Here is a 2,391-nt window from a genome sequence, read left to right as displayed (position 1 = left end):
CGGCATGCTTTCTTTTTCGTTGGCGCAGTTGCAGTTGTCCTGCACCATGGTTTTCGCGACTTCGGCGTGGCGTAGCCAGGCTTTGACCGTCGGCATTTTTTCCAGGCTGTCCGGGTTGAGCACCGCACGCATGGCGCCGCAATCGGAGTGGCCGCAGATGATGATGTGCTGCACGCCAAGGGCCAGAACCGCGTATTCGATGGCGGTGGAAACGCCACCGTTCATCTGGCCATAGGGTGGCACCACGTTGCCGACGTTACGGGTCACGAACAGATCGCCGGGGGAGCTCTGGGTGATCAGTTCGGGCACGATGCGCGAGTCGGCGCAGGTGATGAACATGGCCCGTGGCGACTGGGCCGTGGCGAGTTTCTTGAAGAGTTCTTCCTGCTGCGGAAAGACCTCATGATGAAAATGCAAAAAGCCGTCAACGATATGCTTCAACGCTGCATCGGCGGATTCCGCCACAGGGGCGGCTTGCGCCGACGCAGCCAACGGCTGTTTATCCTTGTCACTCATGATTCATCCTCATTGGCGGATTCGGGGAGTCGTTCCCGTGTATTCCGGTGTGAAGCCAGTGGCTGTTTAGAACATCCGGGTCATCCCGACCCGTCAGTCACTCGATGAACAAGGTAACCGCCGAAACTTAACTCAAACTGAATCAAGCGCTCTAGAACGTGTGTTCCAGGTCACAAAAAACGTGACCGGCGTAAACCGGGCCAAGCATTCCTTCCTCTCAACCATAGGCCAATTGTCCCTAAATCAGCGCCATCTGGCGACCCGGCGGACAGAAGGCCGTGCAATCGAGATTGAAGCCTTCGCGGTGATTGAGCCCCAGGCGCTTCAGCGCTTTGGCGAAGCGTTGGGCGAGCAGGTCGGCAAATGGCCCCTCGCCGCGCATCCGGGCACCGAAACGGCTGTCGTAGAGCTCGCCGCCACGGCTCTGGCGGATCAGGCTCAGCACATGCGCCGCGCGCTGCGGGTAGTGCGCTTCAAGCCATTCCTCGAACAGCGGCGCCACTTCCAGCGGCAGGCGCAGCATCATGTAGGCCGCGCTCTGGGCGCCGGCGGCGTGGGCTTCGGTCAGCAGGCTTTCGATCTCGCTGTCGTTGATCATCGGGATCATCGGCGAACACAGCACACCGACCGGAATCCCCGCCTCGCGCATCACCCGAATCGCCCGCAACCGGGCCTTGGGCGCGGCGGCGCGGGGTTCGAGGATGCGTTTGAGTTCGTCGTCCAGGGTGGTCAGGCTGATCATCACCGCCACCAGCCGTTGCTGCGCCAGTTCGGTGAGCAGGTCGAGGTCGCGCAGGATCAGCGAGCCCTTGGTGACAATGGTCACCGGATGCCGGTAGCGCAGCAGCACTTCGAGGGTCTGGCGGGTGATCCGGTGTTCGCGTTCGATCGGCTGATAGGGATCGGTATTGGAGCCGAGGTTGATCGGAGCGCATTGATAGCCTTTTTTCCCCAGCTGTTCTTCCAGCACCTGCGCGGCATTGGTTTTGGCGATCAGTTTGGTTTCGAAATCCAGCCCCGGCGACATGTCCCAATAGGCGTGGCTGGGCCGTGCGTAGCAATAAATGCAGCCATGCTCGCAGCCGCGATAGGGATTGATCGAACGGTCGAACGGCAGGTCCGGTGAAGTGTTGCGGGTGATGATGGTCTTCGCGGTCTCGAAGCTGACTTCGGTGCCCTGGGTCAAAGGCACTTCCTGAAACCAGCCGTCATCCTCCGCCACCGAACGACTCGGCGCGAAGCGGTTGTGCGGGTTGGTCGCGGTGCCGCGACCGCGCGGGGGCAAGGGGCTGGTCATCACGGATTTCCTTTATCTGTACATTCATACAGTATCCGCAAGGTGGCGGATGTTCCACTACCGTTCAGCCGTCCATCAATAAATCGCGCGGTTAGTTGTAAGTTTGTTTAGAGATAAAGTTGCAGTTGTGCAAATTGAAGAAACATAAGTTGGCTGTTCGTTTACTGTTCAGGTTCGTAATATCCACTCCGCTTCACAACACTTGATCATATAAAAGACAAAAGGATTTGATGATGTCGTTTTTTAATTCGCGCGGTATTTTTCTGCAACTGATGCAGCCCGGCCCATCGGAGCCCAATACACTGGTTTCCATGCAACTGGCGCGCAAGGAACTGGGCTGGGATGCCGAGGCGGGCGTGCAGACCGAAATGCTGGTTGATCCGATTTTTGTCACCGCGACTTCCCGGGATGGCGGCCATACCTTCAGCATCGGCCGTCTGGAGCACGATGTGGATCGTGACGGTGAAATCGGTGAGCAGGATCGAGCCAAACTGGTTGCCCTGGCCAAAGCCTATGCCAGTATTACCAATCCGTAACAGCGATTGAATCAATAACCCTGCATGATTAATCATGCAGGG

General features: G+C 58.2%; 3 protein-coding genes. 1 reads left to right on the top strand and 2 read right to left on the bottom strand.

Annotated features, from left to right (window positions below; genetic code table 11):
- Both K5E37_RS29285 and K5E37_RS29280 read right to left on the bottom strand, forming a co-directional pair.
- Positions 1-516: carbonic anhydrase (locus K5E37_RS29285; protein WP_221535829.1), on the bottom strand; the 516-nt coding region annotated here is incomplete at its 3' end.
- A gap of 238 nt (positions 517-754) precedes the next feature.
- Complete coding sequence (locus tag K5E37_RS29280) at positions 755-1,813, bottom strand: PA0069 family radical SAM protein (RefSeq protein ID WP_007953978.1); 1,059 nt, start codon at positions 1,811-1,813, stop codon at positions 755-757.
- Between the two features lie 233 nt (positions 1,814-2,046).
- Here K5E37_RS29280 and K5E37_RS29275 point away from each other — a divergent pair, with 233 nt between their 5' ends.
- A complete protein-coding gene (locus tag K5E37_RS29275) occupies positions 2,047-2,349 on the top strand; it encodes a hypothetical protein (protein WP_007953977.1) in 303 nt (100 codons plus the stop codon).
- The last annotated feature ends 42 nt before the right edge of the window (positions 2,350-2,391 follow it).

Source organism: Pseudomonas sp. RIT778, assembly GCF_019718735.1.
Classification (GTDB): Bacteria; Pseudomonadota; Gammaproteobacteria; order Pseudomonadales; family Pseudomonadaceae; genus Aquipseudomonas; species Aquipseudomonas aphyarum.
The sequence above is the reverse complement of the archived record's forward strand: the minus strand, read 5'-3'. Positions and strand labels throughout refer to the sequence as shown.

Excerpts from the sequence above, each read along its gene's own strand:
- K5E37_RS29280 (WP_007953978.1), bottom strand. The coding sequence starts at position 1,813 with ATGACCAGCCCCTTGCCCCCGCGCGGTCGCGGCACCGCGACCAACCCG.
- K5E37_RS29275 (WP_007953977.1), top strand. The coding sequence starts at position 2,047 with ATGTCGTTTTTTAATTCGCGCGGTATTTTTCTGCAACTGATGCAGCCC.